The organism is Aeromonas sobria, from assembly GCF_006243315.1.
GTDB classification, from domain to species: Bacteria; Pseudomonadota; Gammaproteobacteria; order Enterobacterales; family Aeromonadaceae; genus Aeromonas; species Aeromonas sobria_A.
Map to the genome: position 1 here is coordinate 31,322 of NZ_NKWE01000055.1, position 25,527 is coordinate 56,848.

The window sequence follows — 25,527 nt, forward strand, 5'->3', positions numbered from 1 at the left end:
TTCTCCAATCCGGTTGCCCCATGAACCCCAAGAAGCCAAGAGACAAGCGCGAGCTCTGCTACCCCTTTATCTTCGAAACCTCGCTCAAATGTGATTTTGAAATCGCCACAGACGAGCTCTGCTGTCAGGTCGGGGCCGTGTTGTCACACCTTGCGCCGGATGCCGACACCGAGCCCATGCTGGCGGATCTCGCGGTGTTGCAGCGGCTTATCTACAACCTCAACGGCTCGGTGCGCGGCAAGCTGGGGATTTTCGATGCAGACCTTGAGTGGCTCAAGGCCCGTTACGACCACTACAACGAGGCAAGTCGCGGCAGCGTCACCGGTTTCGTACTGCCGCAGGGGCCCCAGCCCATTCCTACCCTCCACCTGTGTCGCTGCGCCAGCAAGAAGGTGGTGCGGCTGCTGGTCCGGCTGGAAGAGAGCGGGGTGGCCTTCGATCCCATTCTCTATCGCTTCGCCAACCTGCTGGCCAACTTCTTCTTCGTGTTGACCGTCTACCTCAAGCAGCGCTGGCAGGTGCCGGAAGTGCCTTACGTCAGCATCAACTACTGATTGCGGCAGGCAAGGGGCCAGACGCCGTCGGGGATTGAACGGAATAAAAAACCGGAGCCTTGCGCTCCGGTTTTGCGTTTCAGTGTGTCAGTCGCCCACTCAGCTGGAGATCAGCACTCTGGCCGAGTTGGCCGGGATGGTGAGCTGTACCTCGCCCTGCACCACTTCGAACTTGTCGCCGTTGAAGGCGTCGGTGAAGCGGCTGGCCGGGCTGGCGGTCTGCCACAGCGGCAGGCTGATGGTGCGCGGCTCGCTCGGGTGACGGTTGCAGGCAACCACCACCTGATCGCTTTGCAGAGTGCGGGCGAACACATAGCTGTGGGGCCCGGCATAGAGGGTCTGGATATCGCCACGGCGCAGGGAGGGGCGCTGGCGGCGGATCTGGATCAGTCGGCGGTAGTAATCGTGCAGCACGTGATCCCAGGCGGTGGTCTCCCACGGGAAGCAGCGGCGGCAGTCCGGGTCGTTGCCGCCAGAGAGTCCCACTTCGTCGCCGTAGTAGATGGAGGGTGTACCGATATAGGTGAGCAACAGGGTCGCCGCCAGCCGCATCCGCTGTTTGTCTTCTCCCAGCAGGTGGAGGAAGCGGGCGGTGTCGTGGCTGTCCAGCAGGTTGAACTGGGCCAGCTGGTTCTTGAACGGGATGTGGGCCCGCGCCAGCTTGAGCCAGCGGTCCAGCTCTTCGGCGCTGATCTTGATAGGGTGGTAGGCGATATCCTGCCCCGCCAGGAAGGCGCGGATCGGGTGGGCGAAGCCATAGTAGTTCATGGCACCGTCCTCCTGATCCCCTTGCAGCCACTGGCTCGCCTCGAAGAAGTGCTCACCGAGCACGTAGGCGTCCGGGTTCTCCTGCTTCACCGCCCCGCGAATGGCCCGCACATGGCTGCGGTTGCCCTCGGCGGTGCCGCGCTCCCCCAGCATGTGGATGACGTCAAAGCGCCAGCCGTCGATATGGTAGGGCGGCCGCATCCAGTAGCGCAGGATGGCATCATCAGCCCGATAGATGGCGTCCTGCACCTGTTCGCTGGCAAAGTCGAGCTTGGGCAGGCTGCGAATGCCCTTCCAGCTGACGTAATCCCCTTCGCTGTCAAAGGTGTAGAAGCTGCGCCACGGCGAGTCCGGGGTGCTGTTGGCCCCTAGCGGCGGGCAGAACCAGGGGTGCTCGGTCGAGGTGTGGTTAACCACCGCATCGAGAATGATCTTCATGCCGCGCTGGTGCAGGTTGCGGGTCAGCTCGGCGAACTGCTCGTTGCTGCCGAGGTGAGCATCGACCTTGAAGTAGTCCTGAGTGTCGTACTTGTGGTTGCTCGGCGAATCGAAGATGGGGTTGAGGTAGAGCGCCGTCACCCCGAGGGATTGCAGATAGTGCAGCTTGGCATCAATGCCAGCCAGATCGCCGCCATAGAATTCACAGGCGCCGTGCCCCTCGTCGTGGCGGCTGACCGGCTCCCCCCACCCTTTGCTGATCACCGCCTTGCCGCGGTACTCATATTCGTGATGCTTGACGCTCAGCGACGGGTCGCCATTGCAGAAGCGGTCGGGGAAGATCTGGTAGAACACCTGATCCTGCACCCAGGCCGGTGGCTGGTGCAGGCTGTTGAAGCGAAAATGCTGCTCGCGCGGTGGCATGGCAGGGCTGACGCCCGCGCCGTGCAACCACCACTGCCCTTCGTCGGTGAGGCACTTGAAGCTGTAGAGGTGGGTATCCTGCCCCTTGGCCAGTGGCAGGGTGGCCTGCCACACCTGCAGCCGGTCGCGGGTCGAGACCGCTGTCATCGGGATCAGGTACTCCTCGTTGTCCGGCTCGTGGCGTAGCCACACAGTGCGGATCGGGGCGTCCAGTTCGCTAAAGAGGGTGAGTTGCAGTGCGTCGGCGCTCTCTTTGAACCAGGGCGCCACCTGGGGATGAAACAGAAACGGATGGGTCATGATGCTTATTGAGTCAGAAGATCGGCGAGGGCATTACCCTGTTCGTGAAGCGTTTCGAGTTGGCCTGCCAGCGACTTGGGATCCAGTCCCAACTGGTCGGCGAGCGGTTTGGGGAAGCGGGCAATGATGGCCTGGGCTGGTACCCCGGCATTCCAGGCGAAGGAGATAAACACGGCGAGGCGGATCAGCACCGCCTCCTTGCTGACCGGATCGTGGGAGAGCGGGTCAAGCTGCTGGGAAATGGCATCAACGAAGGCCTCGGAGAGGTTCCAGCGTCGCGCCAGTTCGGCGCCAAGCTGGGAATAGTCGTAGCCGAGCATCTCCCGCTGGGCCTCCACCCGGCTACTGCCGTTCTGGATCGACATATTGATCAGTTCTGCCTCTTCCGGCAGGGTGCTCTGGATCAGCAGCTCACCGATGTTGTGGATCAGGGCGCAGGTAAAGGCGGTCTCGGGATCCAGTGCCTTGGTCTCTTGCGCCAGGGTCTTGGCAATGGTGGCGACCTGAAAGGTCTCGGTCCAGAACTTGTTTTTGTTGAAGCTGGGAGGGGCTTTGAAGCTGCCGATGATGCCGGAGGCAACCACCACCGAGCGCAACCGGTTGAAGCCAAGCCGGATCACCGCTTGTTCGATGGAGGTCACGTCGTTGCCCCGGCGCAGGGCAGCCGAGTTGGCCATCCGCAGCACCTTGACGCTGATCACCTGATCCATGGCGATTTTGGCCGCAATCTCGTCGATGCGGGCATTTTCATCATTGAAGCTCTGCATCAACTCGTGCAGCAGCTGGGGAATGGTGGGGAGTTGTTTGATCTTGTCAAACAGGCGATCCATCGACATGGCTGAGGCAGCCTCCATTGCGAACTCTGCCTCATAGTGTGCCACAGCCGGACAACATGTTCCTGTTTGTGATGCGGCTTTGTGATGGGTATTTGTTACGACTAAAAGACCCAATCGCGCAAGGTGTATTCCAAGCGGTGCTGTTTGCCCTGCAAGATCAGGGTCTGGCTGGTACCGCTCAGGGTGGCGCCCTCGGTCAGGGTGGTGAGCACGGCCTGTTCGATGGTGTTCAGCGGCGGCATGCAGGCCATCTCGGTGCTGCCCATGCTGGTGACCCACAGCCGGTTATTTTTCAGATGGCCCTGACCGAAGTAGCGGTTGCAACCGGCGATGCCGTTGACGGTGAAGTGCTCGCCGATCTCGAAATCGGGGGGATTGTCGCGCAAGGCGGCGACCGGTTCGCCATCCAGCTTGCTCAGAATCCAGTGGTGATGTTGCAGATCCTGCCGGACAAAGGCGGTTGAACTACAGCCCGCGAGCAGCAGCAGGGAGAGCAGCAGGGATAGCAATCTGGGCATGAGGGGGCTCCGGTTGGTGGAGTGCCCAGAATACCCTGTTTGCTGGCTGTGGCGCAGGGGGCGAGAGGGGATGCCCGACTGCTTCTGTCGCCCCTTGTCCCGCACCACTGTCGCGAAATGGCAACACCCGGGCGGATGTTGCCATCGGCTTGCTTATTGTGCGAACAATCGCTCGGCATAACGGGCAAGACCCGAAGCGACTGAACCGAAGTCATTACTCCCTCAAGCGGGGAGTGATGGAGCTGCTTGCGGCATCTCAGGGATCAGTTGGCGAACAACCGCTCGGCATAACGGGCGAGGCCCGCAGCAATGGAACCGAAGTCATCACTCCCTCAAGCGGGGAGTGATGGAGCTGCTTGCGGCATCTCAGGGATCAGTTGGCGAACAACCGCTCGGCATAACGGGCAAGACCCGAAGCGACCGAACCGAAGTCATCACCACCCTCGAGTGGAATGGACGGGAGCTTCTGGCGGATAAAGCTGGCGATCAGCGGCGAGCGGGCGCTACCGCCGGTGACGAAGATGCGATCCGGCTGCACACCGGCATTGGCAATGGCTTCATCCATCAGCTCGCCAATTTTCTCCAGCAGCAGGGCAGAGGCGTTGGCCAGCTGCTCGCGGGTCAGCTCCGCTTCCAGCCCTTTTTCCAGCTCGGCCAGCGACTGGCGATTGAGCGGTTGCTCCGAGAGGGCGATCTTGCCCTGCTCGGCACGCCATACCAGCTGGTGGCTCAGCTTGTGTGCCCGCAGGCTGGCCAGACGACCCAGCTTGCTGCCGGGTTGGCTGTCGAGCTGCAGATCCTGCAGCTGGCGGGCGGTGTCGAGGCTGTAGAAGCGGCTCTGGGCGCTGACATCGTTGATGGCGGCGGCGTCCCAGAACAGCGGGTGGGGCAGCGGCTTGCCGGTCTTGAGGGTCTCGTGCATGCCGAGCAGCGGCATCATGCCTTCCACTGTCAGGCGGATGTCGAAGTCGTTGCCGCCGATCCGCTGGCCGCTGTGGCCGAGCAGGTCGCCGCTGCGATCCAGCTGGTCACGGTAGCTGGGGCCCATTCGCAGCATGGAGCAGTCGGTGGTACCGCCGCCGATATCCACCACCAGCACCACGGCGTCTTCGCTGAGGCGCGCCTCGAATTCAAAACCGGCAGCCACCGGCTCATAGAGGAACTCCACCTGCTCAAAACCGGCCAGACGGGCTGCCTCGGTCAGGATGGCAATCGCCTGCTGGTTGCTCTCTTCCCCTGCCAGACCCTGGAAGTTGACCGGACGGCCGATCACCGCCTGGCGGATCGGGGCACCGAGCTGCTGCTCCGCCTGCTGGCGGACGTGGAGCATCATGGCGCAGACGATGTCCTCAAACAGGGCGATCTGGGGGGCCTTGAGGCCATAGGCGCCGAGGAAGGATTTCGGCGACTTGATGTAGTAGCCGTCGTCCGGCTCTTCCAGATAGCGCTCCAGCGCGGCGCCGCCGAAGCTCAGCTCGTCGATCAGCCCCTCTTCACGCATCTGGCGACGTACTGCCTGGGCGCGGGTGACCACGGGGCCACGCAATTTGAGGTACTCCGCCTGCTGAGCGGGTGCCAGCCCTTCGGCCAACAGGCCGGCGATGGCATCCCGGTGGGGCGCATGCAGGGTGGAGGGGAGGTAGCGGGATGCGCCGAGATTGAGCAGCCTGGGGCTACCTTGTTCCATCACGGCCACGGCACAGTTGGAGGTGCCGTAATCAAATCCGATAAACATGGGTGCCAGACTCCAGAGTAAAAAAGGAGGGCTGGCCTACCCGAAGGTGCCGGGTCTCACCACCCGACGCACAGTCGGAGGTACCGTGAGCAAATCCGATCAACATGGGCGCCAGACTCCTGAATAAAAAAGGGGGGCTAGCCTACCCGAAGGCGCCGGGTCTCACAACCCGGCGCACAGCAATGAAGAACAGGATGAAGGGATGAGCCCTTATTCCACTTCGTTGTCGGAGCGGCCCTGGCGCTCGATGGCGCGGATATTGCCGAGGGTGGTATCGGCGATGGCGTGCAGTGCCTCGCGGGTCAGGAAGGCCTGATGGCCGGTAAACAGCACGTTGTGGCAGGCCGACAGACGGCGGAACACGTCATCGGTGATCACCTCATTGGACTTGTCGGCGAAGAACAGATCTTCCTCCTCCTCGTAGACATCCAGCCCCAGCGCGCCGATGCGGGAGGTCTTGAGCGCCTCGATGGCGGCGTTGGAGTCGAGCAGGCCGCCGCGGCTGGTGTTGATGATCATCACCCCGTCCTTCATCTTGGCGAACGCCTCCTTGTTCAGCAGATGGTAATTCTCGCTAAACAGCGGGCAGTGCAGGCTGATGACGTCGGATTGACGGAACAGGGTATCGAGATCCACATACTCGGCCCCCAGCTCGATTGCCGCCTGATTGGGGTAGGGATCGCTCACCAGCAGGCGCATGCCAAAGCCCTTGAGGATGCGCAGGGTCGCGATGCCGATCTTGCCGGTACCGATAATACCGGCGGTGCGGCCGAACATGTTGAAGCCGACCAGCCCCTCCAGCGAGAAGTTGGCATCGCGGGTGCGCTGATAAGCCTTATGGATGCGGCGGTTGAGGGTCATCATCAGCCCCACCGCGTGCTCGGCCACCGCTTCGGGGGAGTAGGCGGGCACCCGCACCACTTTCAGCCCCAGCTCTTTGGCGGCGGCCAGATCCACGTTGTTGTAACCGGCGCAGCGCAGGGCAATCACCTTGGTGCCGTTGGCGGCCAGCTCGGTCAATACCTCGCGGTCGGCGTCGTCATTGACGAACAGACACACCACCGGAAAGCCGTGAGCCAGTCGGGCCGTTTTGGCCTCCAGCCGCACATCGAAAAACTCCAGATCGCAGCCGTACTGGCTGTTGGCCTGGTTGAAATGCTCTTTGTCATAGCTCTTGGTACTGAATACGGCGACCTTCATGGTGTGTGCTCCGCAGCGTGTGTGTCGTTAAATTACAACAAAATAGGTCAGCTATCACCGGACAAACCGGCAGGTCATTGTCCCCACGGCATGATGGGAACGGCGCTGACTGCACTCTTGTACGAACCATCCACCAGTTTGGTGCTGTAAGTCAGGTAAACCAGTGCATTGCGTTTTTTGTCGTAAAAACGCACCACTTTTTGCTCCTTGAACACCAGCGAGGTGCTGACATCGAACACCTCTTCCCCCGCTTTCAATATTTCGGGCAGAGTGATGGGGCCAATCTGGTGGCACGACAGGGAGGCGTGGGAGGGATCTTCCGCCAGCCCCAGTCCGCCTTTTACGCCACCGGTCTTGGGGCGCGCCAGATAGCAGGCGACCCCGTCGATGCGCGGGTCATCAAAGGCTTCTACCAAAATCTTGTGGTTGGGGCCTAACAGCTTGAAAGAGGTGCTCACCTCACCGATGGGGTCAGCCTTGTCCGCCATGGCGGGCATCGCCAGTAAACAGCTCGTCAGCAGCAGCGACCCTTGTAATCTGTTCATGTTGTTCCTCGCCAGCAGGTTGCGGACCTCAGCAATGGGTTGAATGGGCGTGATAATCATCATCCAGCGCCATCACTGAGGTGGATAGTCCCAATATTGGGCCGGAATGCTTTTTAGCAATGGGGTCATGTCCGGATTGGGCAGCGCTATGGTGACCCGTTGGTCGAGGTTGGCGCTGGCCAGTGCTTCGCGGATCTTCGGATTTTCATGGAAGAACTGCATAAAGCTGCCATCGGCGTAGGCCCGCTCCAGCCCGGTCTGGATCGCCTTGGCCAGCTTGGGGTATTCGGGGCTGACGAAGAAGAACTGGGCAAAGGGGTAGCGGATCAGCAGGTGTTGCTCGATGGCGAGGTTGGGATACTGCGCCACCAGTTCGCTGCGCTCGGCGTAAATCTCCACCAGCGAGCGCGGGAAGAAGTCGAGCTTGTCGCCGTCGTTGATCAGCCGAAACAGATTGCTGTAACGGCCGGCGTAGGTGGCAATGCCGGCATTTTCCAGAATTTTGTTATCGGCCCAACCCACGCCTTGCGCGGCTTTCAGCTGTTTGAGGTCGGCCAGGGTATTGATCTGGTTGAACTTCTCTTGCGCATCGGCGTGGATGAACGACAGCCGCAATCCTTCCAGGCCGCGAAACAGCGGAATGGGGACGGCGATCAGGGAAGATTCAAGTGCGCTGGAGGTACCCATCCAGAAGACGTTGATGGTCTTGCCCTTGCTCAGCTGTTGCTGGAGGGTGAACTGGTTGAGATCGAGTTCGACAGGCTGGATGCGAAAGGGTTGCCCGGCACGGGTCAGCGCCAGTTCCAGCAGTTTGAGCTGGTACTCTTGATCGAGATTGTTGATGGGACGGCTGGGGACTTTCACCGTCAAAACCTGTGCTTGTGCCAGCAGTGGCAGACACAAACACAGTTTGATGAGCCATTTCACGCGCAGTTCTCCTGTCGATTCCGGGACGTGCCCGGAGTCTAACAGAACTTGCCACTATCTTGCTGACGAGGGTTCGCCAGAGACCAGTGACAGTGCCTGGCGGGATCAGGCGACGCGGCGGAACACGTGGGTATCGTTAAATTCCTTGGTGCTCTGGCATTCGACACAGAAACGGGATTCCGGACGGGCATGCAGCCGCTTGAGGGAGATCTCGTCACCGCAAGATTCGCAGTAACCGAAGTCCCCTTCGTTCATACGCTTTAACGCGCCCCGTAACTTGCGCAGGTGCAGCTTGTCGTGCTCGATGCGGTTCAGCTCCAGACGGCGGGCTTCCTCGATACTGGCACGGTCAATTTCATCAGCCATCTCGTTGGTGTCGGTGGCGATGGCCTGGCTAGCCTGAGAGCTGAGGCGTTCTTCGAGTTCGACGATCTGTCGCTCGATCTGCCCCTTGTAAAAGGCCAGTTGGTCTTCAGTCATGAAATCACACATACGATTAACTACCAGTCAGTTTGCTAACCCAATAATCCCTGTTTATGGGGGCTGTCTGCCTACAGACCAAGCCCTTGTATCCCGATTTGCACTTGTTTCGTGCAAGAGAGTGCAAATCAGGGCGGGCCTTGTACCAAAAAAATGCAGCCAAGCAAAGCAAATAGCATAAGGATTGTGCGCCCTTGCAAAAAAATGGCCCATTCTGGCGGGGAATTGAGCAGGTTTTGCCATCCGGCACCCCAGGTGTTGGCATTCGCTTTGCAGTTAATGGCGTGGTGGTTTAACACCCGCTCGGTCGGACAGTATGTGTTTAGTATTTGGTGCCGACCTGGTCATTATATGCGCCGTTATTTATAGTTTTTTAAACACGCCCGCTTGACATTGCCCTTGATGGCGGGCTTTTATGGTGATGTTGATTACAATTTTATAACAAGGGTGTTCCATATATTAGACACCCTTGCCAATGGCAACCGTAAAGTCGGGGTTTAACATGGACAGTATCAAAGGCTGGATGGAGAGCAATCGCATCACTGAAGTGGAGTGCCTGTTCCCGGATTTCACCGGCAATGCCCGGGGCAAAATCATCCCAGCCAACAAGTTTTTGCGCGAGGGGGGCATGCGGCTGCCCGAGGTGATTTTCACCCAGACGGTGACCGGTGAATATCCGGATGATGACAGCATGATCGACCCGCTGGAGCGGGACATGCAGCTCTATCCTGACCCCAACACCATCCGTTTTGTCCCCTGGGCGCTGGAGCCCACTGCGCAGGTTATCCACGACTGTTTTGACATCAACGGCAAGCTGATCGATATAGCGCCACGCTCAGTGCTGCGTCGGGTTCTGTCATTTTACGAGAAGCAGGGCTGGAAGCCGGTGGTGGCCCCCGAGCTGGAATTCTATCTGGTCAAACGCAACGAAGACCCCGATTATCCATTGGTGCCGCCGATCGGTCGCAACGGTCGCCCGGAGACCGCTCGCCAGTCGTTCAGTATCGATGCGGTCAACGAGTTCGACCCGATTTTTGAAGACATGTATGACTATTGCGAGGCGCAGGAGCTGGAGGTTGACACCCTGATCCACGAGTCGGGTGCCGCCCAGATGGAGATCAACTTCCTGCATGGTGATGCCATTGATCTGGCGGATCAGGTGTTCCTGTTCAAGCGCACCATGCGTGAAGCGGCCCACAAGCACGGTATCTATGCCACCTTCATGGCCAAGCCGATGAGCGATGAGCCGGGCTCCGCCATGCACATCCACCAGAGCCTGGAAGATGCGAATGGTCGCAACCTGTTTGGTACCGATAGCGGCGGCAACAGCGAGCAGTTCATGCACTTTATCGCCGGTCTGCAGAAATACACCCCAGCGGTGACCGCGCTGCTGGCCCCCAACGTCAACTCCTACCGCCGCCTCACTTTCGGTGAGAGTGCGCCGCGCAACGTCCAGTGGGGCGTAGAGAACCGTACCTGCGGCCTGCGGGTGCCCTTCTCCGACCCGAGTGCTCGCCGGGTGGAAAACCGCTTTGCCGGTGCCGATGCCAACCCCTATCTGGCGCTGGCGGCAACCCTGGCCTGCGGCTACCTCGGCATGATGGAGAAGCTGGAGCCGCTGCCGGAGATGAAGTCGAGCGCTTACGAGCTGCCCTATAGCCTGCCCCGTTCGCTGGAGGAGGCGCTCAGCCATCTCGAGCAGTGCGAGCCCATCAAGGAGATGCTGGGTGAGCGCTTTATCCGTGCCTTCGTTGCGGTAAAACGCAAAGAGTATGAAACCTACTTCGGGGTGATCAGTCGCTGGGAGCGGGAGTTCCTGCTGCTCAACGTCTGATCCCGGGGCGTGCCAGCCCCTGTAACGGAGAGGCCAGAGTCGGCCTCTCCGGTCCCCGTATCTAAGACATCGGAAACGAGTCAGGTGGCGGCATGCCACCTGTGAGTGGCTGCGAACGTGCCAGCCCTCCTGAATATTTGACGCCAGAATCCTGCTAAATCGAAGGCGCAGGGGAGCAATACATGCAGCTGACACCCGTGAGTGGCAGTGACTGCGGATATGCCAGCCCTCCTGATGAATTGACAAAATAATCCTGCTAAATCGAAGGAACCGAGGAGCAATACATGCAGCAGACAACCCGTGAGTGGCAACAGCTGGATGCCAGCCACCACCTGCACCCCTTTACCGACTTTCAGGCCCTGAACAAGAAGGGCTCGCGCATCATCACCAAGGCCAGCGGCGTCTATCTGGAAGATTCCGACGGCCACCGCATTCTGGACGGCATGGCGGGCCTGTGGTGCGTCAACATGGGCTATGGCCGCCAGGAGCTGGTGGATGCCGCCACCCGCCAGATGCAGCAGTTGCCTTACTACAACCTCTTCTTCCAGACCGCTCACCCGCCAGTGATCGAGCTGGCGACCCTGCTGGCCGAGGTGACGCCTGCTCATCTCAACCGTGTTTTCTTTACCGGCTCCGGTTCCGAGTGCAATGACACCGTGCTGCGGATGGTGCGCCACTACTGGGCCAGCAAGGGGCAGCCTGACAAGCAGGTGATCATCAGTCGCCACAACGCCTACCACGGCTCTACCGTGGCCGGTGCCAGTCTCGGTGGCATGAAGGGGATGCATGCTCAGGGCGGCCTGCCCATTCCCGGCATAGTGCACATCGATCAGCCCTACCACTTCGGCGAGGGGCAGGGGATGAGCGCCCACGAGTTCGGGCTGGAGCGGGCCCGTCAGCTGGAGCAGAAGATTCTGGAGCTGGGGGTGGACAAGGTGGCCGCCTTTATCGGCGAGCCGATCCAGGGGGCGGGCGGCGTCATCATTCCGCCCGACAGCTACTGGCCGGAGATCCAGCGGATCTGCGATCACTACGGCATTTTGCTGATCGCCGACGAGGTGATCTGCGGCTTTGGTCGCACCGGCCACTGGTTTGCCAGCGAAGGGTTTGGCATCAAGCCGGATCTGATGTGTCTGGCCAAGGGGATCACCTCCGGCTACCTGCCGCTCGGCGCCGTCATGGTGAGCGACCGGGTTGCCAAGGGGCTGGTGGAGGAGGGGGGCGAGTTCAACCACGGCTTCACCTACTCGGGCCATCCGGTCTCCTGTGCCGTGGCGGTGGCCAATATCCAGCTTATGCAGAAAGAGAGCATAGTTAAGCGAGTTCATGATAGCATCGGCCCCTATTTGCAGCGCCGTTGGGCTGAGCTGGCCGATCATCCGCTGGTGGGGGAAACCCGTGGCCGCGGGCTGGTGGCCGCGCTGGAAATCGTCCAGGACAAGCAGACCAACCAGCGTTTCCCGGCTCAGGCAAATGCGGGGATGACTTGCCGGGAGTTCTGCTTTAACAATGGCTTGGTGATGAGGGCGGTAGGCGATACCATGATCATATCGCCCCCCTTGGTCATCACCGAGGAACAGGTTGATGAATTGGTCGATCTGGCCAGGCGCAGTCTGGATCTGACAGCCGCAAAGCTGAAAGGTTGAGGTGGGTCGGGCAGGTCGGCCTGCGCATACAATTTGCTTAGGAGACAAGGATGATGTCTTTCAAAACAGGAGTGATCGCGGCCTCCGTGGCGCTGGTCATGGCAAGTACCGGAGCAATGGCTGAAGAGAAGGTGCTGCACGTCTACAACTGGAGCGACTATATCGCGCCGGATACCCTGGATAACTTCCAGAAGGAGACGGGGATCAAGGTGGTCTATGACGTATTCGACAGCAACGAGGTGCTGGAAGCCAAGTTGCTGGCGGGTAGCTCGGGTTACGACATTGTTGTGCCATCCAACCCTTTCCTGGCCAAGCAGATCAAGGCAGGCGTGTTCCAGAAACTGGACAAGTCCAAGCTCTCCAACTGGCAAAATATGGACCCCAACCTGCTCAAAGCGCTCGAGCCGAGCGATCCGGGCAACCAGTACTCCATCCCCTATCTGTGGGGCACCATCGGCTATGCCTACAACGCCGAGAAGGTGAAGGCCGTGCTGGGTGCCGATGCCCCGGTCAACTCCTGGGATCTGGTGTTCAAGCCGGAGAACATGGCCAAGCTGAAAGAGTGTGGCGTCTCCTTCCTCGACTCGCCGACCGAAATGCTGCCGGCTGCCCTGCAATATCTGGGCTTCAAGCCAGATAGCCAGAAACCGGACGAGTTGAAGCAAGCCGAGGCGCTGTTCCTCTCCATCCGCCCCTATACCGCCTATTTCCACTCCTCCAAGTACATTTCGGATCTGGCCAACGGCAACCTCTGCGTCGCGGTCGGTTACTCCGGTGACTTGCAGCAATCCAAGGCGCGGGCGGCAGAGGCCAACAACGGCGTCGCGCTGACCTACACCATTCCGAAAGAGGGGGCTGGCAGCTTCTTTGACATGCTCGCCATCCCGGCGGATGCCAAGAACGCCGAGGCGGCCCACACCTTCATCAACTATCTGATGAAGCCGGAGGTCATCGCCAGTATCACCAACGTGGTGCAGTTCCCGAACGGCAACAAGGCCGCCACCCCGCTGGTGGATGAGGCGATCCGCACCGATCCGGGTATCTACCCCGATGCGGCGACCCTGCAGAAGATCTACACCTTCCCGGATCTGCCGGCCAAGGTGCAGCGGGTGATGACCCGCAGCTGGACCAAGATCAAGTCCGGCAAGTAAGTGACGAGTGCCCCTCCCGGTCCGCGGTTCGGCCGGGAGGATAGTGATGCCATCCAACTGGATGGGCCGCGCGAATGGATGCGCAGACGGTTAACCACTGAACAGGAGAACTGACCCCGTGAACACAACCAAGTCGATAACCCTCGCGCTGACCATGGGATTGGTGAGTGCCGCTCAGGCGGAGCCTGTGTTGCACTTCTACAACTGGTCAGACTATATCGGCGAGACCACTCTCAGCGATTTCCAGCAGGCAACCGGGATCAAGACCGTCTATGACGTGTTTGACTCCAACGAGACGCTGGAAGGCAAATTGCTGACGGGGCGGACCGGTTACGATTTGGTGGTGCCCTCCAACAATTTTTTGGCCAAGCAGATCCAGGCGGGAGCCTTCCAGAAGCTGGATAAATCCCTGCTGCCCAACATGGCCAACCTGGACCCCGTGCTGCTCAAGCAGCTCGACAAGGTGGATCCGGGTCATCAGTACGCGGTGCCCTATCTGTGGGGAACCAATGGCATCGGCTACAACGTCGACAAAATCAAGGCGGTGCTGGGGGTCGACAAGATTGACTCCTGGGCCACTATCTTCGAACCGGAAAACATGGCGAAACTCTCTCGCTGCGGCGTCGCCTTCCTCGACTCTGCCGACGAGATGATCCCTGCCGCCCTCAACTACCTCGGACTCGATCCCAACAGTCATGCGACGGGGGATATCAAGCAGGCCGAGGCGCTGCTGCTCAAGGTGCGGCCCTATGTGGCCTACTTCCACTCCTCCAAATACATCGGTGATCTTGCCAATGGCGACATCTGCGTGGCGGCCGGTTTTTCCGGTGACATCCTGCAAGCCGCAGCCCGCGCCGATGAAGCTGGCAAGGGAGTCAAGATCGCCTACAGCATTCCGAAAGAGGGGGGCAATCTGTGGTTCGACATGATGGCGATCCCGTCCGATGCCACCAATGTCAAAGAGGCGCACGCCCTCATCAACTACGTCCTCCAGCCAGAGGTGATCGCCAAGGTCAGTGACTATGTGGGCTACGCGAATCCCAATGCCCGGGCGGGCGAGTTCATGGCGGAGGCGGTGCGCAACGATGAGGGGGTGTATCCACCTCAGGCCGTGCTCGAGCGTCTCTATGTGCAGCAAGCACATCCTCGCTCGGTACAGCGTTTAATCACCCGGAGTTGGACCAAGATCAAGTCCGGTACCTAACCTTGGTGCCCGTTCGGGGGTGCCAAATCGCTTTTATGAATCGGCCACGAGGTCGGTATCACGTTGGAGAGTTTGGTAATGGCGATAGCCTCCAGTGCCTATAAGAAAGCCCTTGAGGGCAGTCAGCAGCGCAAAGAAGTGCTGGTGAAAATTGATCGGGTAAGCAAGCAGTTCGATGAAACGCTGGCGGTCGATAACGTATCCCTCAACATCCACAAGGGGGAGATCTTCGCCCTGCTGGGGGGGTCCGGTTCCGGCAAATCAACCCTGCTGCGGATGCTGGCCGGTTTCGAGCGCCCGACCGAGGGGCGGCTGTTCCTCGACGGGGTCGACATCACCGACATGCCGCCTTACGAGCGTCCCATCAACATGATGTTTCAGTCCTACGCCCTGTTCCCCCATATGACGGTGGCGCAGAACATCGCCTTTGGTCTCAAGCAGGATGGCCTGCCCAGAGCCGAGATCGATGCCCGGGTGGAGGAGATGCTCAAGCTGGTGCAGATGACCCAATACGCCCGTCGCAAGCCGCATCAGCTCTCCGGTGGCCAACGCCAGCGGGTAGCGCTGGCCCGCTCGCTGGCCAAGCGTCCCAAGCTGCTGCTGCTCGATGAGCCGATGGGGGCACTCGACAAGAAGCTGCGTTCCAAGATGCAGCTGGAGCTGGTGGAGATCATCGAGCGGGTCGGGGTTACCTGCGTCATGGTGACCCACGATCAGGAAGAGGCGATGACCATGGCGGAGCGGATCGCCATCATGCATCTGGGCTGTATCGAGCAGATCGGCAGCCCGATGGATATCTACGAGACTCCGGCCAGCCGGTTGGTGTGCGAGTTCATCGGTAACGTCAACCTGTTCGACGGCCTGCTGGTGGAAGATGAGCAGGACCACGCCATCATCGCCTGCGCCGATCTGGATCAGCCCATCTATGTGGGCCACGGCATCAGCTCCCGCGCCGAGAACAAGAAGGTGACCTACGCCCTGCGGCCGGAAAAATTGTTGATGAGTTTGCAAAAGCCGGAGGAGATCGAGCACCCGGACTTCAACTGGACCACGGGTGAGGTGTATGACATCGCCTATCTGGGTGGTCACTCGGTTTATCACATCAAGTTGCCTTCGGGCAAAATCGTTCAGGCTTTCATCGCCAACGCCGAACGCCACGGCAAGCGGCCAACCTGGGATGACCAGGTGTTCCTCTACTGGGAAGATGACAGCGGCGTGGTGCTGCAATCATGACGTTCGTGCAACAACTGAAGCGGGTCGGGGGGCGCCGGCTGGTGATCGGCATCCCCTTCTTCTGGCTGTTCCTCTTCTTCCTGCTGCCCTTCATCATTGTGGTGAAGATCAGTTTCGCCGAAGCGGATGTGGCGATCCCCCCTTATACCGACGTGGTGAGCTGGGCCGACAATCAGCTCACTATCCTGCTCAACATGGGCAACTACCTGCTGCTGCAGGAGGATGATCTCTACATCGCCGCCTATCTGGGCTCCCTCAAGATGGCATTCATCAGCACCTTGCTCTGTCTGCTGATTGGCTATCCGATGGCCTACTCCATCGCGCGGGCCAACAAAGAGACCCAGACCGTGCTACTGCTGCTGATCATGATGCCGACCTGGACCGCCATTCTGATCCGGGTCTATGCCTGGATGGGGATCCTCAGCAACAACGGCCTGCTCAACAGCTTCTTGCTGGGGATCGGGGTGATCGACGAGCCGCTGCAGATCCTCAACACCAACCTGGCGGTCTATATCGGCATCGTTTACTCCTACCTGCCGTTCATGGTGCTGCCGCTTTACGCCAATCTGGTCAAACATGACCAGAGCCTGCTGGAGGCAGCCTCCGACCTGGGCGCCCGCAACCTGACCCGGTTCTGGCAGATCACCGTGCCCCTTTCGAAGAACGGCATTATCGCTGGCTGTATGCTGGTGTTTATTCCTGTGGTGGGGGAGTTCGTTATCCCGGAAATGCTGGGCGGCCCGGAGACCCTGATGATCGGCAAGGTGCTGTGGCAGGAGTTCTTTAATAACCGCGACTGGCCGGTGGCGTCTGCGCTGGCGGTGGTGATGCTGGCGGTGCTGATCATTCCGATCATCCTGTTCAACCGTAATCAGGCCAAAGAGCTGGAGGGTAAGGCATGATGAGACGTTTCGGTTTTGCCAAACTGATGCTCTGGCTGGGGCTGCTGTTTATCTACCTGCCCATGGTCATCATGGTGATCTACTCCTTCAACTCCTCCAAGCTGGTGACGGTGTGGGGTGGTTGGTCGCTCAAGTGGTACTTCGGCCTGCTCGACAACAAACAGCTGATTGGGTCTGTGTTCCGCTCGCTGGAGATCGCCTTTTACACCGCGATTGCCGCAGTGGCGCTGGGGACGGTGGCGGCCTTCGTGCTGACTCGGATCCCCCATTTTCGTGGCCGTACCCTGTTTGGCGGCATGGTCACGGCGCCGCTGGTAATGCCGGAGGTGATCACCGGTCTGTCACTGCTGCTGCTGTTCGTGGCGATGGCCCAGCTGGTGGGCTGGCCCGCCGAGCGGGGCATGCTGACCATCTGGATCGCGCACACCACTTTCTGTACTGCCTACGTGGCGATCGTGGTGTCGGCGCGGTTGCGGGAGCTGGATCTCTCCATCGAGGAGGCGGCGATGGATCTTGGCGCCAAGCCGTGGAAGGTGTTCTTCCTGATCACCATCCCGATGATTGCCCCCTCGCTGGCGGCAGGCGGCATGATGTCGTTCGCCCTGTCGCTGGATGACCTGGTGCTGGCGAGCTTCGTCTCCGGCCCGGGTTCCACCACGCTACCGATGGAGGTCTTCTCGGCGGTGCGACTCGGCGTGAAACCGGAGATCAATGCAGTGGCCAGTCTGATCCTGCTGTCGGTATCGCTGTTTACCTTCGGTAGCTGGTATCTGATGGCCAGGTCGGAGAAGCGTCGTCGCGCCGAGATTGCCATGACTATCCAGATGCAGGCCGTGGTCTGACGGCATGATAAGATCCGCCTACTCTCGTCAACCTGGAGGATGAGCATGCGGATCTCCCTTTTTGGCGGTCGCGGCACCGAGCTGGTGCCCGGCCTCACCAGCGCCATTCACAAGCAACCGATCTCTGCGCCAGTGCGCTGTACCTTTGCCGGTCTGGAAGGGGATGAGCAGTGTGACCAGCGCCACCACGGTGGCCCGGATCGGGCGCTCCACTACTATCCGGCCGATCACTACCTCTGGTGGCAGACCTGGCAAACCGCGCTGGGCTTGCCTTCGCCACGTACCCTCTGGCAACCTGCCGCCTTTGGCGAGAATCTATCCGGCGTCGGGCTGACCGAGGCACAAGCCTGCATCGGCGATGTCTATCGACTCGGTGAGGCGCTGATCCAGATCAGTCAGCCGAGATCCCCTTGCTTCAAGCTCAACCAGCGCTTTGGCTATGGCCAGCTGTCGCAGGTGATGCAGCTCAATGGCCGCTGTGGCTGGCTGCTGCGGGTGCTGGAGGAGGGGGGGATCGCGCCCGACGCGACCATGGAGCTGGTGGATAGACCCTATCCCGAACTGACGGTGAAGCGCACGGCTGACATCCTGTTCAATCAGGTGCGCAACGAAGCCGACCTGCTGTTGCTGCTGGAAAATCCGGCCCTCTCCCCCAACTGGCGCCAGCATGCAGCCGACTGGCTGGAGCATGGCACTGTGGCGGACTGGCAGCGTCGCTTGCTGGGACCGGAGTCGATGCGGTTAGGTTGAGTCCTGGATGCCAGTATGTCACCGTCAGGATACCGCAGGGTAAACAGGCTGATCCGGCGTGTGCTTGGTGAGCATCTGGTCGCTTTTTTCTGAGCTAAATGCAGAAAAGACTTGTGTCAGCACGGTCCTTTCGGTAAATTCCCGTCCCGCAGACATCGGTGTGTAGCGCAGCTTGGTAGCGCACTTCGTTCGGGACGAAGGGGTCGGAGGTTCGAATCCTCTCACACCGACCAAATTTGAAAAGGCCGCTCAATAGAGCGGCCTTTTTGCATCTGCTTTTTACCGTTTTTTACCATTTCCCCTGCTGACCTGCTGACCTGCTGACCTGCTGACCTGCCGATAGCCCAAGACTCTACGAGCAATGATTGTCCGTTAGTGTTGTGGGTTCACGGCGCGCGGCGCCAGACTTTGCTTATCCGTTATCCGTTATCCGTTATCCGTTATCCGTTATCCGTTATCCGTTATCCGTTTCAGATTGCGATGGCAACCCACTTTTTCTCGGTAGGGCGGGATAGAGGGGCTATAAGTTGGTGGGATATGGAATGGATTGTGAACCGTTGGGTTATAAGCAGAGGGGGCTTATTGCGCATGGGGCTGTCGATAGTGGGGTGGCTGCGGACATTAAAAGGGCCACCGCTCGGTGGCCCATCGGTGGAGTCTGATCCTGACTCCGGCACTCTAAATTGTGGCAATCTCGCTATGGGTCTTGTCTATGGTGCCCTCCTTGCGCGCCAGGCGCTTACTCAAATATGCCAGTGCTGATGCCGCAATGCCTTGAAACTGTGTTGAGGCAGCAAGGCCGCGTGCTTGGGGTACTCACTAATGAAATGTTCTATTCCCTCCATCAGTTGTGCACGTAATGAACTCACTGGCTCATGCCAGGCTTGCAGGCATAAATGGCCGGGGATCAACTGCTCCTGATAATCTTCCAGCAGTTGCTCTGGCCAGGGTTCAACGCCGGAATCGCGTTGCAGTAAATAGTGGGCGGCGGGTTCACGGGCATAAATGAACTGAATTTGGGCCATATCGCGTTGGCATAGCGTTTGACTGTTGATATGACAGGTCAAATATTTTCCCGTTTTCAGATCCAAAAAATGTCCGCGTTGCCGACAGGGGACGATGCGATACCAAGGCAGGGGTGAGGAGAGAGAATACCCCTCAAGCTCCTGTTCCAACCAGTGGCGACACTCGGGTGTCTGCACCTCGTTGAGCATGTACTCGAGCTGTGTCAACAAGGTTCTGGATGGTTTGATGGCCAGTTTCGCACTCATCGCCTGCAATTCCCCTCTGCACACAATCCCGACTATGAGTATGGACCTTGTTCGGCCAGAGGGGGTAAGGAATCGAATGATTAAAAGTGGATTAGCAGCACGGTTTTTATGCACTAACTTGGTTCAACCCACCAGATAGGTACCGGTGCCGAAGGCGATGTGGGTGCCCTCTTCGTTGTGCAGCTCCATCCGGGCTACCGCGACCTTGCTGCCAGCGCGAATGATGTGGGCGGTGGCGATAAACTCGTTACCACGCCCCGGGCGCAGATAATCCACTCGCAGATCTATGGTGCCGAGGCAGGAGAAGCGCTCCTTGAGATAGCTGGGAGAGAACTCCTCTAGATCATCAATGCAGGAGGCGGCGACTATCATGCCGCCCGCTACATCCAGCAGGCTGGCGGTGACGCCGCCGTGCAAGATATTGTGAAAGGGATTGCCGATCAGCTTGTCATCCATCTTGATGCGCAGTTCCACCTTGTCGAAGTCGTAGTGGGTCACCTGCATGCCGATCAACTTGTTGAACGGCATCCGCTCGGCGAACAGATTGGCAATGCCACTCAGTGCCATCTTCTTCAACATCTGTTTCATTCTTTGATACCGATCCCTGTCATCAAAGCCGAGTAAAAACTCCAGCCAGTCTGCAACAGTTCCTTAACAGTCGCAATGGCTGGTTTATTGTGAGCGGCGGCTGCTTTAGAATGGCGACCCCAAAGGAGAGCCCATGACCGCGATTGCCGAAATCCTGCAAGATTCTCAGCCAGAGAGCCCGCTTGCCCTGCTGCAGGCGGTCTTCGGCTACCAGCAATTTCGGCCGGGCCAGCTGGAGATTATCGAGCAGATAGTGGCGGGGCGTGATGCCATGGTGCTCAAGCCGACCGGTGGTGGCAAGTCACTCTGCTTCCAGATCCCGGCGCTGCTGCGGCCAGGGCTCGGGGTGGTGGTCTCTCCGCTGATCTCCCTGATGAAGGATCAGGTCGATAGCCTGCGCGCCAACGGTGTGGCGGCGGTCTACATCAACTCGGCCCTGAGCCGGGAGGAGATGATCCAGAACTTCGCCGCCATGCGCCGTGGCGAGATCAAGCTGCTCTATGTCTCCCCCGAGCGACTGTTGCAGCATGAGTTTATGGATCGGCTGGCCGAGCTGCCGCTCGGTCTGTTCGCTATCGACGAGGCCCACTGCGTCTCCCAGTGGGGCCACGATTTCCGGCCTGAGTATGCGGCCCTCGGGCGGCTCAAGCAGTGGTTCCCGCAGGTACCGGTGGTGGCGCTCACCGCGACCGCCGACGAGGCGACCCGCAGCGACATGCTGCATCGCCTTGAGCTGAACGATCCCTTCATTCACACCGCCAGCTTCGATCGCCCCAATATCCGCTACAGCCTGGTGGAGAAGTTCAAGGCGGCCGAGCAGCTGCTGCGCTACGTGCATAGCCAGAAGGGCAACTGCGGCATCGTCTACTGTTCCAGTCGCAATCGGGTGGAGGAGGTGGCCGAGCGGTTATCTCGCCACGGCTGCAAGGCGGCGCCCTATCATGCGGGACTGCCGCTCGAGCAGCGCCAGCAGACCCAGGATGCCTTCCTCAAGGATGATGTCGAGATCGTGGTGGCGACGGTGGCGTTTGGCATGGGCATCGACAAGCCCAACGTGCGCTTCGTGGTGCACTACGACATTCCGAAGAATATCGAATCCTACTATCAGGAGACCGGCCGCGCCGGTCGTGATGGCACCCCCGCCGAGGCGCTGCTGCTCTACGATCCCGCCGATATCGGCCGGGTGCGGCGCCTGCTCGACAACATCGAGAATCCCCAGCAGTTGCAGGTGGAGCAGTACAAGCTCAACGTGATGGCCGCGTTTGCCGAGGCGCAGACCTGCCGCCGTCAGGTGCTGCTCAACTATTTCGGCGAGTACAACGACAAGCCGTGCGGCAACTGCGATATCTGTCTCGATCCGCCCAAGAGCTATGACGGCACCGAAGATGCCCAGAAGGCGCTCTCCTGCGTCTGGCGGGTGGGGCAGAATTTCGGGGTGGGCTATGTGGTGGAGGTGCTGCGCGGCTCGCTCAACCAGCGCATCAAGGATCATGGCCACGACAAGCTCTCGACCTATGGCATCGGCAAGGATCAGAGCCACGAATACTGGATGAGCGTGATCCGCCAGTTGATCCACAAGGGGCTGCTGACCCAGAACATTACTCGCAATCTGGTGCTGCAGCTGACCGAAGCGGCCCGCCCCGTGCTGCGCGGCGAGACCAAACTTGAGCTGGCGGTGCCCCGCTTGCAGCCTATCTCCAGCCGCAAGGAGAAGCGCAACGGCCTGCTCGACAATGCCAACTACGACAAGCGGTTGTTCAAGGAGCTGCGCGGCCTGCGCAAGCAGATCGCCGAGGACGAAGAGGTGCCGCCCTACGTGGTGTTCAACGATGCGACCCTGGTGGAGATGGCTCAGCTGATGCCGATGACCGAGGACGAGATGCTGGCCATCAACGGTGTCGGCCACCGCAAGCTGGAACGCTTCGGCGAAGCCTTTATGGACCTTATCATCGACTACTGCCGCAGGTAGATAGTAACTCGGGTGGAGATGGGATCAGCGGCGATGCCTATGACCGAAGACGAGATGCTGGCTATCAACGGTGTCGGTCACCGCAAGCTGGAACGCTTCGGTGAAGCCTTTATGGACCTTATCATCGACTACTGCCGTCGCTAGGGTCGATTAGGCAGCCTAATCGACCGCAAAAGGCGGAGGCTTGTTTGACGATGTGGCAGGGTGAGGCGCCCGTTAGCCGGGCGCAGTCAGGTCACTTCAGGCTGGCGTAGAAGGCCGCCAGATTGTCGATATCCGCATCGGTCAGCGGCGCCATGAAGGGGGCCATCAAGGGCTCTTTGCGGGTGCCATCCTTGAAGGCTTTCAACTGTTTCACCAGATAGGCGGCATTCTGACCCGCCAGATGGGGATAGTTGGGGATCATCGCCTTGCCTTCCACGCCGTGACAGGCGGCACAGACCGCTGCCTTGGCTTTTCCGGCCTCGATATCCGCAGCCTTGGCCTGATGGCCCCACGCCAGTGCCAGCAAGGGCAGGGCATATACCCATTTTTGCATCTTCTTCTCCTTGAATTGAAAAATGATGGTTGCCAGTTAGCGCAAGCATGGCTGACGGCAGTATAAAGAGTGACACGAGCATACGCAGGGACGAATGGCACAACCATGAAGCTGATCAACACTTTTGCGACCGAGTTGCCCTGGGCCTGTGAGTCCGTGGTCCCCCAGCCGCTGCAGCAACCCCAGTTGCTTCATCTCAACCGGGCTTTGCTGGATGAGTTGGGGCTGGGAGGCGTCAGCGAGGCTGACTGGATCGCCTGCTGTGGCGAGGGAAAACTGCTGCCCGGCATGCAGCCGGTGGCGCAGGTTTATGCAGGTCATCAGTTCGGGGGTTATAGCCCGCGGCTTGGGGATGGTCGGGCGCTGCTATTGGGTGAGCAGCTGGCCCCTGATGGTCAGCGCTGGGATCTCCACCTGAAGGGGGCGGGTAAAACACCGTTCTCCCGTTTTGGCGACGGCCGCGCCGTATTGCGCTCCAGCATTCGCGAGTATCTCGCCTCAGAGGCACTCCATGCCCTTGGCATCCCCACCACCCGGGCGCTGGTGTTGGTGGGCAGCAGTGAGCCCGTCTACCGCGAACAGGTCGAGATGGGCGCGACCGTGCTGCGTACCGCCCCCAGCCATCTGCGCTTCGGCCATATCGAGTATTTCGCCTGGAGCGGGCAGGGGGAGAAGATCCCGCCGCTCATCGATTATCTGCTGCGCCACCACTTCCCCGAGCTGGAGAGTGGAGCTGAGCTGTTTGCCGAGGTAGTGCGCCGTACCGCGCGGCTGATTGCCAAATGGCAGGCGGCGGGCTTCTGCCACGGGGTGATGAACACCGACAACATGTCGCTGCTCGGCCTGACCCTGGATTATGGCCCCTACGGCTTTATCGATGCTTATGTGCCTGATTTTGTCTGCAATCACTCGGATCCGGCGGGCCGCTACGCGCTGGATCAGCAACCTGCGGTCGGTTACTGGAATCTGCAAAAGCTGGCGCAGGCACTGGCGGGCCATGTAGACGGTGACGCGCTGGCAGCGGCGTTGGCTCAGTACGAACAGCAGCTGATGCTGCACTACTCCGAACTGATGCGGGCCAAACTCGGGCTGGCGGTGTGGGAAGAGGATGACCCGGCACTGTTCCGCGAGCTGTTCCGGCTGCTGGCGGCCCACAAGGTGGATTACCACCTGTTCCTGCGTCGTCTCGGTGAGGTGACGGGAGAGGGGGGCTGGCCTGCGTCTCTGCTGGCCTTGTTGCCTGATCTACACCTCTGGCAGGAGTGGCTGGAGCGCTATCGGGCGCGGTTGGTGCACGAAGGAAGCGATGATGCGGTGCGCAAGGGGCAGATGGATGCCATCAATCCCAAGTATGTGCTGCGCAATGCGCTGGCCCAGCAGGTGATCGATGCCGCCGACGCAGGCGACATTCAGCCGTTCGCGCGGCTGTTCACCGCCCTGCAGCGCCCCTATGATGAACAACCCGAATATGAGGATCTCGCTACCCCGGCTCCAGCATGGTATTGCGGTGGCGAGCTCTCCTGCAGCAGCTGAGAGACAGGGAATGAGTTGGCAGATCAAACAGATAGATAGCGAAGCTGGCGTGGTGACGCTGGATTGCCCAGCGCTCGACTGGGACAGGTTTCCGGTGTTGGCGCACGCCTTGCTGCGAGAGTGGGAGTTACAGCCGTTCGAACAGGATGCGGGCGCCGACCGCCACAGCTGGCTGCTGGAGTTTGAAGGGAGTCAGTTCAGGCTGGAGTATGAACACTATAGCGGTTGCTGGCTGGAGGCGGTGCGCCCGGCAGATCGGGAGGTGCTGCTCTGGCTCGCCAGGCAACACAAGGGGTAACAATCGCCCGCAAGGCCTGTTCTGCTACTGACCAATCCGGGTGAGCTCAATCGCATAGAGATTGAACTATCGGTTTTGGGGCGTATAATCTCGCCCCTCGATTATCGCCAATGGTGGCGGTATGGGTTCCCTAACCCCATTAACCAAAAAGGTCACAAAATGAATCTGACCCCTGCGCAGTACCAAACGGCGCTTGTTCGCCTGTCGTTGTTCCACATCCTGATCATTGCCAGCAGCAACTATCTGGTGCAGCTGCCGATCACCGTATTTGGCTTCCATACCACCTGGGGTGCATTCAGCTTCCCGTTTATCTTCCTGGCCACTGACCTGACGGTGCGGATCTTCGGTGCCGGTCTGGCGCGCAAGATTATCCAGACCGTGATGCTGCCTGCGCTGGTGGTCTCCTATGGACTCTCCGTGCTGTTCTTCGAGGGCAGTTATCAGGGTATGGGCAATCTGGCCGAGTTCAACCTGTTTGTGGCGCGTATCGCGCTGGCCAGCTTTATGGCCTATCTGGTGGGTCAGTTTATGGACGTGGTGGTGTTTAACCGGCTGCGACTGATGAAAGCCTGGTGGGTTGCCCCGGCGGCTTCCACCCTGTTCGGTAATCTGGTCGATACCATCGCCTTCTTCAGTGTGGCCTTCTGGCGCACCACAGATCCTTTCATGGCAGAGCACTGGGTCGAGATCGCAACCGTCGATTACGTATTCAAGTTGCTGATCAGCCTTGGTTTGTTCGTGCCGCTCTACGGCGTCTTGCTGCGTTACCTCAGCCGCAAGCTGGTGGGCGAGGCCGGATTATCCAGCCTGCAAACGGCGACCCGACAAGCCTGATGAGATTGACCACCCTTCGCGGTGGTCAATTTTTTTGCGTTTTCTGCAAATAGCGCTTGCTCATTTAAATGAGAATGATTATTGTTAACTTGTTTTCCGGGAAAGACTTCATTCGTTCCAACGTGATGGACTTCTTGTGAAGGCACGACATTGCTCACATTGCTTCCAGTTAAGGGCCAGTTTATCTGGCCCTCTTTTTTTGTCATTTTT

Annotated in this window: 23 protein-coding genes, 1 tRNA gene and 1 pseudogene; 14 read left to right on the forward strand and 11 right to left on the reverse strand. The window is 59.6% G+C overall.

Annotation, left to right across the window (positions count from 1 at the left end; genetic code table 11):
* The first annotated feature begins 20 nt into the window (after window positions 1-20).
* The gene (locus tag CF137_RS17830; protein WP_101326480.1) at window positions 21-554 is read left to right on the forward strand and encodes an ATP--cob(I)alamin adenosyltransferase; all 534 of its coding nucleotides are present in this window, start codon (window positions 21-23) and stop codon (window positions 552-554) included.
* Between the two features lie 99 nt (window positions 555-653).
* Here the strand turns inward: CF137_RS17830 and malZ are convergent, their stop codons facing one another.
* The 8 genes from malZ to CF137_RS17870 all read right to left on the reverse strand — a co-directional run bounded on the left by malZ (window position 654) and on the right by CF137_RS17870 (window position 8,736).
* Window positions 654-2,483, reverse strand: coding sequence for a maltodextrin glucosidase (gene malZ / locus CF137_RS17835; RefSeq protein ID WP_139720737.1), 1,830 nt, complete (start codon window positions 2,481-2,483; stop codon window positions 654-656).
* 5 nt (window positions 2,484-2,488) lie between these two features.
* The gene (locus tag CF137_RS17840; protein ID WP_101318635.1) at window positions 2,489-3,337 is read right to left on the reverse strand and encodes an HDOD domain-containing protein; all 849 of its coding nucleotides are present in this window, start codon (window positions 3,335-3,337) and stop codon (window positions 2,489-2,491) included.
* Between the two features lie 83 nt (window positions 3,338-3,420).
* Window positions 3,421-3,837, reverse strand: coding sequence for an META domain-containing protein (locus CF137_RS17845; protein ID WP_101326477.1), 417 nt, complete (start codon window positions 3,835-3,837; stop codon window positions 3,421-3,423).
* Window positions 3,838-4,210: 373 nt separating this feature from the next.
* Window positions 4,211-5,572 carry a molecular chaperone gene (yegD, locus tag CF137_RS17850; protein ID WP_139720741.1) on the reverse strand — a complete coding sequence of 454 codons (1,362 nt, stop codon included), beginning with the start codon at window positions 5,570-5,572 and terminating at the stop codon, window positions 4,211-4,213.
* A 210-nt stretch (window positions 5,573-5,782) separates the two neighbouring features.
* On the reverse strand, window positions 5,783-6,772 hold the full coding sequence (locus tag CF137_RS17855; RefSeq protein WP_139720743.1) for a 2-hydroxyacid dehydrogenase: 990 nt from the start codon (window positions 6,770-6,772) through the stop codon (window positions 5,783-5,785).
* Between the two features lie 74 nt (window positions 6,773-6,846).
* Window positions 6,847-7,317: a CreA family protein gene (locus CF137_RS17860; protein WP_101318633.1), complete on the reverse strand. Its 471-nt coding sequence runs from the start codon at window positions 7,315-7,317 to the stop codon at window positions 6,847-6,849.
* Window positions 7,318-7,389: 72 nt separating this feature from the next.
* Window positions 7,390-8,244, reverse strand: coding sequence for a type 2 periplasmic-binding domain-containing protein (locus CF137_RS17865; RefSeq protein ID WP_101348320.1), 855 nt, complete (start codon window positions 8,242-8,244; stop codon window positions 7,390-7,392).
* Window positions 8,245-8,349: 105 nt separating this feature from the next.
* Window positions 8,350-8,736 carry a TraR/DksA family transcriptional regulator gene (locus tag CF137_RS17870; protein ID WP_042018339.1) on the reverse strand — a complete coding sequence of 129 codons (387 nt, stop codon included), beginning with the start codon at window positions 8,734-8,736 and terminating at the stop codon, window positions 8,350-8,352.
* A 490-nt stretch (window positions 8,737-9,226) separates the two neighbouring features.
* Here CF137_RS17870 and CF137_RS17875 point away from each other — a divergent pair, with 490 nt between their 5' ends.
* From CF137_RS17875 to CF137_RS17915, 9 genes are all read left to right on the forward strand, one after another.
* Window positions 9,227-10,558: a glutamine synthetase family protein gene (locus CF137_RS17875; protein WP_101348319.1), complete on the forward strand. Its 1,332-nt coding sequence runs from the start codon at window positions 9,227-9,229 to the stop codon at window positions 10,556-10,558.
* A 284-nt stretch (window positions 10,559-10,842) separates the two neighbouring features.
* The gene (locus CF137_RS17880; protein WP_139720745.1) at window positions 10,843-12,204 is read left to right on the forward strand and encodes an aspartate aminotransferase family protein; all 1,362 of its coding nucleotides are present in this window, start codon (window positions 10,843-10,845) and stop codon (window positions 12,202-12,204) included.
* A gap of 53 nt (window positions 12,205-12,257) precedes the next feature.
* A complete protein-coding gene (locus tag CF137_RS17885) occupies window positions 12,258-13,355 on the forward strand; it encodes a polyamine ABC transporter substrate-binding protein (RefSeq protein ID WP_139720819.1) in 1,098 nt (365 codons plus the stop codon).
* Window positions 13,356-13,509: 154 nt separating this feature from the next.
* On the forward strand, window positions 13,510-14,559 hold the full coding sequence (locus tag CF137_RS17890) for a polyamine ABC transporter substrate-binding protein (protein WP_240037872.1): 1,050 nt from the start codon (window positions 13,510-13,512) through the stop codon (window positions 14,557-14,559).
* A 78-nt stretch (window positions 14,560-14,637) separates the two neighbouring features.
* A complete protein-coding gene (gene potA / locus CF137_RS17895; protein ID WP_101326469.1) occupies window positions 14,638-15,792 on the forward strand; it encodes a polyamine ABC transporter ATP-binding protein in 1,155 nt (384 codons plus the stop codon).
* On the forward strand, window positions 15,789-16,694 hold the full coding sequence (locus CF137_RS17900; protein ID WP_139720750.1) for an ABC transporter permease subunit: 906 nt from the start codon (window positions 15,789-15,791) through the stop codon (window positions 16,692-16,694). The genes potA and CF137_RS17900 overlap by 4 nt, the downstream gene beginning before the upstream one ends.
* Window positions 16,691-17,536: an ABC transporter permease subunit gene (locus CF137_RS17905; RefSeq protein WP_414731112.1), complete on the forward strand. Its 846-nt coding sequence runs from the start codon at window positions 16,691-16,693 to the stop codon at window positions 17,534-17,536. Before CF137_RS17900 ends, CF137_RS17905 begins: the two co-directional genes overlap by 4 nt.
* A 45-nt stretch (window positions 17,537-17,581) precedes the next feature.
* Window positions 17,582-18,286, forward strand: a complete 705-nt coding sequence (locus CF137_RS17910) for an MOSC domain-containing protein (RefSeq protein WP_139720752.1) — start codon at window positions 17,582-17,584, stop codon at window positions 18,284-18,286.
* A gap of 156 nt (window positions 18,287-18,442) precedes the next feature.
* Window positions 18,443-18,519: transfer RNA gene (locus CF137_RS17915), tRNA-Pro, on the forward strand.
* A 510-nt stretch (window positions 18,520-19,029) separates the two neighbouring features.
* Here the strand turns inward: CF137_RS17915 and CF137_RS17920 are convergent.
* Both CF137_RS17920 and CF137_RS17925 read right to left on the reverse strand, forming a co-directional pair.
* The gene (locus CF137_RS17920) at window positions 19,030-19,557 is read right to left on the reverse strand and encodes an AbiTii domain-containing protein (protein ID WP_101326464.1); all 528 of its coding nucleotides are present in this window, start codon (window positions 19,555-19,557) and stop codon (window positions 19,030-19,032) included.
* A gap of 123 nt (window positions 19,558-19,680) precedes the next feature.
* Window positions 19,681-20,145, reverse strand: a complete 465-nt coding sequence (locus tag CF137_RS17925; protein WP_162515976.1) for a thioesterase family protein — start codon at window positions 20,143-20,145, stop codon at window positions 19,681-19,683.
* 184 nt (window positions 20,146-20,329) lie between these two features.
* Between CF137_RS17925 and recQ the strand changes: the two are divergent.
* Window positions 20,330-22,258, forward strand: a pseudogene (recQ, locus tag CF137_RS17930) (ATP-dependent DNA helicase RecQ); the annotation flags it as partial.
* 91 nt (window positions 22,259-22,349) lie between these two features.
* Here the strand turns inward: recQ and CF137_RS17940 are convergent.
* Window positions 22,350-22,652, reverse strand: coding sequence for a c-type cytochrome (locus CF137_RS17940; protein ID WP_139720758.1), 303 nt, complete (start codon window positions 22,650-22,652; stop codon window positions 22,350-22,352).
* Between the two features lie 105 nt (window positions 22,653-22,757).
* Here CF137_RS17940 and CF137_RS17945 point away from each other — a divergent pair, with 105 nt between their 5' ends.
* From CF137_RS17945 to CF137_RS17955, 3 genes are all read left to right on the forward strand, one after another.
* Complete coding sequence (locus CF137_RS17945) at window positions 22,758-24,185, forward strand: protein adenylyltransferase SelO (protein ID WP_139720760.1); 1,428 nt, start codon at window positions 22,758-22,760, stop codon at window positions 24,183-24,185.
* A 10-nt stretch (window positions 24,186-24,195) separates the two neighbouring features.
* Complete coding sequence (locus tag CF137_RS17950; protein WP_139720762.1) at window positions 24,196-24,483, forward strand: DUF3630 family protein; 288 nt, start codon at window positions 24,196-24,198, stop codon at window positions 24,481-24,483.
* Between the two features lie 159 nt (window positions 24,484-24,642).
* The gene (locus CF137_RS17955; protein ID WP_042018319.1) at window positions 24,643-25,317 is read left to right on the forward strand and encodes a 7-cyano-7-deazaguanine/7-aminomethyl-7-deazaguanine transporter; all 675 of its coding nucleotides are present in this window, start codon (window positions 24,643-24,645) and stop codon (window positions 25,315-25,317) included.
* Window positions 25,318-25,527 lie beyond the last annotated feature (210 nt).

Bases quoted from the DNA above. Each gene is read 5' to 3' on its own strand.
- CF137_RS17885 (WP_139720819.1), top strand. From the start codon at position 12,258: ATGTCTTTCAAAACAGGAGTGATCGCGGCCTCCGTGGCGCTGGTCATG.
- CF137_RS17940 (WP_139720758.1), bottom strand. From the start codon at position 22,652: ATGCAAAAATGGGTATATGCCCTGCCCTTGCTGGCACTGGCGTGGGGC.
- CF137_RS17925 (WP_162515976.1), bottom strand. From the start codon at position 20,145: ATGAAACAGATGTTGAAGAAGATGGCACTGAGTGGCATTGCCAATCTG.
- malZ (WP_139720737.1), bottom strand. From the start codon at position 2,483: ATGACCCATCCGTTTCTGTTTCATCCCCAGGTGGCGCCCTGGTTCAAA.
- CF137_RS17900 (WP_139720750.1), top strand. From the start codon at position 15,789: ATGACGTTCGTGCAACAACTGAAGCGGGTCGGGGGGCGCCGGCTGGTG.
- CF137_RS17875 (WP_101348319.1), top strand. From the start codon at position 9,227: ATGGACAGTATCAAAGGCTGGATGGAGAGCAATCGCATCACTGAAGTG.
- yegD (WP_139720741.1), bottom strand. From the start codon at position 5,572: ATGTTTATCGGATTTGATTACGGCACCTCCAACTGTGCCGTGGCCGTG.
- potA (WP_101326469.1), top strand. From the start codon at position 14,638: ATGGCGATAGCCTCCAGTGCCTATAAGAAAGCCCTTGAGGGCAGTCAG.
- CF137_RS17950 (WP_139720762.1), top strand. From the start codon at position 24,196: ATGAGTTGGCAGATCAAACAGATAGATAGCGAAGCTGGCGTGGTGACG.
- CF137_RS17845 (WP_101326477.1), bottom strand. From the start codon at position 3,837: ATGCCCAGATTGCTATCCCTGCTGCTCTCCCTGCTGCTGCTCGCGGGC.
- CF137_RS17920 (WP_101326464.1), bottom strand. From the start codon at position 19,557: ATGAGTGCGAAACTGGCCATCAAACCATCCAGAACCTTGTTGACACAG.
- CF137_RS17910 (WP_139720752.1), top strand. From the start codon at position 17,582: ATGCGGATCTCCCTTTTTGGCGGTCGCGGCACCGAGCTGGTGCCCGGC.
- CF137_RS17830 (WP_101326480.1), top strand. From the start codon at position 21: ATGAACCCCAAGAAGCCAAGAGACAAGCGCGAGCTCTGCTACCCCTTT.
- CF137_RS17880 (WP_139720745.1), top strand. From the start codon at position 10,843: ATGCAGCAGACAACCCGTGAGTGGCAACAGCTGGATGCCAGCCACCAC.
- CF137_RS17945 (WP_139720760.1), top strand. From the start codon at position 22,758: ATGAAGCTGATCAACACTTTTGCGACCGAGTTGCCCTGGGCCTGTGAG.
- CF137_RS17840 (WP_101318635.1), bottom strand. From the start codon at position 3,337: ATGGAGGCTGCCTCAGCCATGTCGATGGATCGCCTGTTTGACAAGATC.
- CF137_RS17955 (WP_042018319.1), top strand. From the start codon at position 24,643: ATGAATCTGACCCCTGCGCAGTACCAAACGGCGCTTGTTCGCCTGTCG.
- CF137_RS17855 (WP_139720743.1), bottom strand. From the start codon at position 6,772: ATGAAGGTCGCCGTATTCAGTACCAAGAGCTATGACAAAGAGCATTTC.
- CF137_RS17905 (WP_414731112.1), top strand. From the start codon at position 16,691: ATGATGAGACGTTTCGGTTTTGCCAAACTGATGCTCTGGCTGGGGCTG.
- CF137_RS17860 (WP_101318633.1), bottom strand. From the start codon at position 7,317: ATGAACAGATTACAAGGGTCGCTGCTGCTGACGAGCTGTTTACTGGCG.
- CF137_RS17870 (WP_042018339.1), bottom strand. From the start codon at position 8,736: ATGTGTGATTTCATGACTGAAGACCAACTGGCCTTTTACAAGGGGCAG.
- CF137_RS17890 (WP_240037872.1), top strand. From the start codon at position 13,510: ATGGGATTGGTGAGTGCCGCTCAGGCGGAGCCTGTGTTGCACTTCTAC.